Source organism: Mycobacterium sp. (assembly GCF_039583805.1).
GTDB lineage: Bacteria > Actinomycetota > Actinomycetes > Mycobacteriales > Mycobacteriaceae > Mycobacterium.
Genome location: NZ_JAVKSH010000156.1, coordinates 1 through 5,351, shown reverse-complemented (window position 1 = coordinate 5,351; position 5,351 = coordinate 1). Strand labels below are relative to the sequence as shown.

The window sequence follows — 5,351 nt, the reverse complement described above, 5'->3', positions numbered from 1 at the left end:
GCCTCATCGAGCACATCCACCGACGACAACCGCCGCCCCGGATCCGCCGTCATCGCCACCAACACCCGCTGCAACCGTAACGCCAAATCGGGGGCGTCGAAATTCGAAAAAAGCTGCCCGGCGCCCAACGTGCTGAAGAACAGCTCGTCACCGACACCGGAGAAAATCAACCCGAAGCCGCTCACAAGGCCGGAATTGGTCATCGACGCCGACGCCGCGACGCCACCGAAGTCCAGAGAAAATGCAGTCGGGAAGAAGTCCACGACCACCCGCTCTGCTGACTGCCCCGGAACCCGTGAGTGGGCTTTACGTTCCAGGGCGTGCACCGGAAACCGCTGATGCTGCAGCGCTTCCCGGATTCGCGTGTCGACATGCGCACAGAAATCGGTGACCGTAGCTGCCGCCGAGACCTTCAACACCAGCGGCACAAGCCCGGCAACCATCCCGGGCAGAGTTTTCGACTCCGGACGTATTCGCCTGCTGACCGGGAAGTCGAGCACCACCTCGGAGCCTTCGGCGCACCACCCGCGTACCAGCAGCGCGCACGCCGCGGTAATGATCGATGTACGCGGCATGTTCCACGCTTGGGACAGCTCGTGCACGCGGCGAAGCACCGCGCGGTCCAAGCGAACCGGCGCCGAACGCCAATTCGGATCGTGTTTGCCCGCCACCCGCGGCAGCAAAGAGTTCAGGCCGCTCTCCGCTGGCAGGTTCCTCGTCCAGTATGCCTCGTCGTCGGGATAATTGTTGGACGTTTCGTATTCTGATTCGCAGTCGACCAAGTCCTGCAGCGAGCCGAAGAAGGCAGGCGGGATCGGTTCCCCAGAAACAATTGCCGAATAAACTGCGGCGATCCGATTGCCAAGCAGCCCAATGCCGGTCGCATCTATGACAATGTGGTGGTAGCAACCAAACAAGTAGAATTCATCGGGCTGTGTCTGAAACAATGCGTATTTGAACAGCGGGCCGGTGAACGGCATCGGCGTGCGTTGAATCGATAATGCCATCTCCTGGGTTTCCCGTACGGGATGCTGCGAGCCGCTCAGATCGTAGAAGTCCAGCTCGACATCAGGGTAATCGATCGCCTTTTGGAACACCTGGCCGTCGGCTTCCAGGAAGGCGGCCCGGACCGGTTCGGCCTCTCCCATCACTCGGGTGATGGCCCACCTGAGGGCATCAAGGTCTACCGCGCCCTCGATTCTCACCAGCAGGCCGATCTGCCACTCGACACCGGAGTGACCCGTTTCCTGGGCAAGCCAGATGTCCAGCTGTCCCCTCGTCAGCGGAAATGTGCGGTCGTCGAGCTCCATCGGACTCCCTGCCGTCAGCCGCTCTACTTTTCCGAAGTCTGGGCGGCGGCCAGTCTCTCGCGGAGACTCCTTGGCCGAATATCGGTCCAGTTTTGATCAATGTAGTCCACGCACGCAGCGCGGTCCGCGGCGCCGTATATTACCCGCCAGCCGGCCGGAACATCGGCGAAGGCCGGCCACAGGCTGTGTTGCTCCTCGTCATTGACCAGGACGAAGAAGCTGCCGCTTTCGTCGTCGAAGGGATTGATGCTCACTGCGTCTCCAGGAGGGGTCGTGGACAGGACTGCAACAAGTTCTAGACCATACTTCGTGGTGAGACACCTGTCACGTCCGGTCAGGAATTGGTGCTCCGGCGGGCGAAATCCTCGACAAGATTAGCGGCAGCCGCGGCGGCATCGGCGGGGGCGGTCATGCGGGCGGCGATCTGGCGGGCCCGGGCGAGGTACTGCGGGTCCAGTATGCGGCGCAGGTCGGCGACCAGCGATTCCTCGGTAGCGGTCGAAAAGCGCCGGGCGGTGCCCACTTTCAGCCGTTTGACCGCAGCGCCATAGACCGCGTGAACGAGGTCCCAAAACAGGATCAGCTGGGGGACTCCGGCCCGCAGGCCGATGGGCGTGGTGCTCGAGCCGCCGTGGTGGACGAGCGCGCGGCAGGCGGGGAACACGGTCGCAAAGTTCACCACGCCCACCACCTTGACGTGCTCGGAATGGCCGACGGTGCTGAAGTCGGTCCCGGCGGCGCCCACCAACGCCCGCTCGCCCAGTCGGGCACTGGCCGAGCTGATCATGGCGATCGTGTCGGCGGGAGATTCCACCGGAATGCTGCCGAACCCGAAGTAAATCGGCGGTGTGCCCGCGGCAATCCACGAGGCGACATCCTCGTCGGCATCCGTGGGCAACTCCAGTGTCAGCGTGCCGACAAAAGGCCGCTGGCCATCGAATCTCGCCCATTCGGCGGCCAGCCCGGGAAAGCACGCCTCGTCGTAGGCCTGGATTTCCAGGGACCCACGTTCAGTGATCCGGCGCGGCGCGGGCCCTTTCGACTTCGGCAAGCCCAGTTCACGGCGCTGCGCGTCTTCGACCTTCTTCGTGCCGCGCCACGACAGCCACCAGAACGCCGCCACTGCGGAGCGGGCCAACCACGCGGGCAGGAAGGACAGGATCTGGCTGTTGGGCCGCTGCGGGAAGTAGTGCAGCGTTGCCAACGGAATGTCGTAATACTCCGCGACGTTGGCAGCGGCGTCTTCGAAATTCACGCCGGTGAACAGCAGGTCGGCCCCGTCCGCCAGCGACCTCAGCGTCGTGCTCATGTCCTGCCAGCACCCGATGATGGTCTCGCCGACTTCGCGCCGCGCCCTGATCAGGTGCCTGATCTTCCAGGGGGTGCCGAAGAAACACGTCCAGAAGTCGCGGTGCGCGTCCAGCACCGGTTGTGCATCCGGCCCGAAGCCGACCGCCGCAACCCCGGCCGCCTCGGTGAAGCCGATCAGGTCGGGCGGGACGGCCATGCACACGTCGTGCCCGCGGCGCACCAGCTCACGACCGACAGTGAGGCAGGGCTCGACATCGCCGCGACTGCCCCAACATGCCAGCACACATTTCATCGCGGATCCCAGCCTCTCACTACCGCCGCGGGCGGCGCGGACGAACCCGGAGCCTGGCGCAGGACTCGCCGGAGCGCCACGTCGCCGGCTCTTTACTTCGGCGGAGATCCAGCGCCCGCACCGAGAAATTCGTTCACATAGCGGGGCGGCTTCAGGTTGAGCAAGCGCGCGCGGTCGGCCTTGAGGTCCGCGTACGTGAGCGCCTCGACCTGCTCCGCCGAGTAGGGCAACGGCGATTCCGGAGATCCTTTTCGTACGAAACCGACGCCCTGGTCGCACTTGAGCACTCCGACCAGCAGGTCGCGGCGGGTGCTACGCAGATGGACGATCGCTTTCCACACGTCGCCGTTCCACAAGCCGATCTTCAGCGGCCCCGATTGCTGCGCCATGAAGTCCTCCCACGACGCCGCGGGGCGGGCGGCCAGGGCGAACGGAGGGTTGCAGTCGTGCAGGAAAATGACGCCGTCGTCCCGCAGGTAGCGCAGGGTCTTCTCGACGTCGAGCACAACCTGCCGGTAGGTGTGCAGACCGTCGATCAGGGCGACGTCAATGGGGTGCTGCTCGAGGAAGGCCGTCTCGTTCTCGAAGAAGTCGTCGCTGGTCGTCTCGAAGTAATAGGTGGCGCGTGCCTTTGCGTCGGCGAGCTCGCGGGAACGCTCCGAAAGCTTGAAAGCCGGGTCGACGGCGATCTTCACCTCGGCGCTGATCCGCTGGAACGCCTGCCCGCGCGAAACCCCGATCTCGAGGTAGACGGGGTTCACCCGGCCGTCGAGCGCCCGCTGCACGGCCCTGATCCGGTTCATACCCGGCCAGGCATCCGCCACCATCACCAGCCCGTTGTTGATGTTCACGCGACGATCCTTCCTAAGTAGACAGGCGTCTGACAAGCGGTCCGCCCGCACGCCCAGATCTGTACCGTTTCGGTTCCCCTGCCGGCCGTCACGCGTGGTCCCGGTCCTGGCGGAGGGTTCGGTCGAGCTTGCCCAGACCGGTGATCTCAAGGCTGACTGACTTGCGTTGTCCGGCAGCACCGAGCATGAAAATGATATCGCCTATCGGTGCGCCCAACCAAAATCGCCAAAACCGCCGGCCGAAAAATGTCCATGCGTAGTGGCCGTCCCCCGCCGACCAATACACCGCAATCGCGACGAGGTAGTACACCAGGCGCTTCCACCGCGCGGCGACCATCTCGATGTTCATCTCCCACATTTCGAGGCCCCACGCACGGTATCGCCATTCCAGCTCATAGCGGTCCTGGAACTCATAGAAGGCCCGCAATTCGCCATTGGTGACCAGATACTCGTCGAACACGAGGATGGATCCCTCGACAAAGCGATCCTTGCAGGTTTCCAGCGCATGCAGGCAACTCTCATACGTGTCCAGATCCATATGGAAAAGCCTGATCGGGGCGGCCGGCCGGTCGGCCAGGAACGGGGCCAGCGTCTCGTAGGTGCTTCCCTTGATGAACTGCACCGTGCGACCGAGCGCGGGAGGAAGGCCGTCGTGCAGCCTCACGCCAGTGTCCCGGATAAAACGCTGTGAGAACGGATGTGACAGTGAAAAGGCTCCACTCTTGATGACGATATAGTCGTCGACGTGCCAGTCTTCGACGAGGCCGGAGAAGGTGTCGAAGCCGTATACCATGCGGCCGGTGGCGTCAGACAGGAGCCGTGTCGACCAGCCGATCCAGACACCCAGGTCCAGCAACAGTTCGTCAGAATCCTCACGGCCTGGTTTCGGCAGGCGCGATGCCTCCCACAATAATGTGTGGCCGCGAATCCTGCAGCGGCGCAAATCCGCCAGCGTGCGGCCGATGAACGCGCGATATGCGTCGTCGTAGATTCTGATGTCGCGGGCATATAAGTTTGGAATGTAGCGGTCGCGGCCCCGATAGAGCACACGTGCGCACAGGAGCACCAGCAGGAGCAGGCCGATAACGACGAGGAGAGCCGGCAGGAAATAACATGCCGCACCCACAACGAGCGCGATGCCGACGAGAATGGCTTTCCATATGCGATGAAGATTCGTGCGATCCACTGTCCGCCCATCGATTGCGCCCACCGGTTCGCCGCCGGGTTCCCGGACAGACTAGGCCCTGTGGGATGAGGGCCTGGCACCAGAGCCTGCCGGCTGATCGCCGATTCGACGCGGACCACAATCCCGGCCGCTGGAACACCACAATCCCGCCCGCTGAAACAGATGTGTGATAATTCCTCGAATCGAAAGACATGTGTCCTCGTACCGGGTAGGTGGCCTTGCACCAGGTGGACAGCGTTGGCTCTGCCGACGGAGTGCAGGGTGGGCGTTCGGCAACGGCGGGGTTTCGTCCGGACATCCAGGGTTTGCGCGCGGTCGCGGTGGTGGCCGTCGTCCTCTTCCACGCCGGCGTGCCCGGCGTGGGCGGCGGCTTCGTCGGCGTGGACGTGTTCTTCGTCATC

General features: G+C 63.7%; 5 protein-coding genes. All 5 read right to left on the bottom strand.

All coding sequences use genetic code 11. The annotated features are described in order from the left end of the window. Positions 1–1,310 (bottom strand): condensation domain-containing protein (locus tag ABDW21_RS16030; RefSeq protein ID WP_343710737.1); only part of this gene is annotated, 1,310 nt, incomplete at its 3' end. Between the two features lie 23 nt (positions 1,311–1,333). Beyond that, positions 1,334–1,564, bottom strand: coding sequence for an MbtH family protein (locus ABDW21_RS16025; RefSeq protein WP_343710736.1), 231 nt, complete (start codon positions 1,562–1,564; stop codon positions 1,334–1,336). An 80-nt stretch (positions 1,565–1,644) separates the two neighbouring features. After that, a complete protein-coding gene (locus tag ABDW21_RS16020; RefSeq protein WP_343710735.1) occupies positions 1,645–2,913 on the bottom strand; it encodes a glycosyltransferase in 1,269 nt (422 codons plus the stop codon). Positions 2,914–3,005: 92 nt separating this feature from the next. Then, positions 3,006–3,740, bottom strand: a complete 735-nt coding sequence (locus tag ABDW21_RS16015; RefSeq protein WP_343710738.1) for a class I SAM-dependent methyltransferase — start codon at positions 3,738–3,740, stop codon at positions 3,006–3,008. Between the two features lie 112 nt (positions 3,741–3,852). Continuing rightward, positions 3,853–4,974: a class I SAM-dependent methyltransferase gene (locus ABDW21_RS16010; protein ID WP_343710734.1), complete on the bottom strand. Its 1,122-nt coding sequence runs from the start codon at positions 4,972–4,974 to the stop codon at positions 3,853–3,855. Positions 4,975–5,351 lie beyond the last annotated feature (377 nt).

What these genes read in the sequence shown, in the direction of transcription:
- ABDW21_RS16020 (WP_343710735.1), bottom strand. Translation starts at nt 2,913, where the DNA reads ATGAAATGTGTGCTGGCATGTTGGGGCAGTCGCGGCGATGTCGAGCCC.
- ABDW21_RS16015 (WP_343710738.1), bottom strand. Translation starts at nt 3,740, where the DNA reads ATGGTGGCGGATGCCTGGCCGGGTATGAACCGGATCAGGGCCGTGCAG.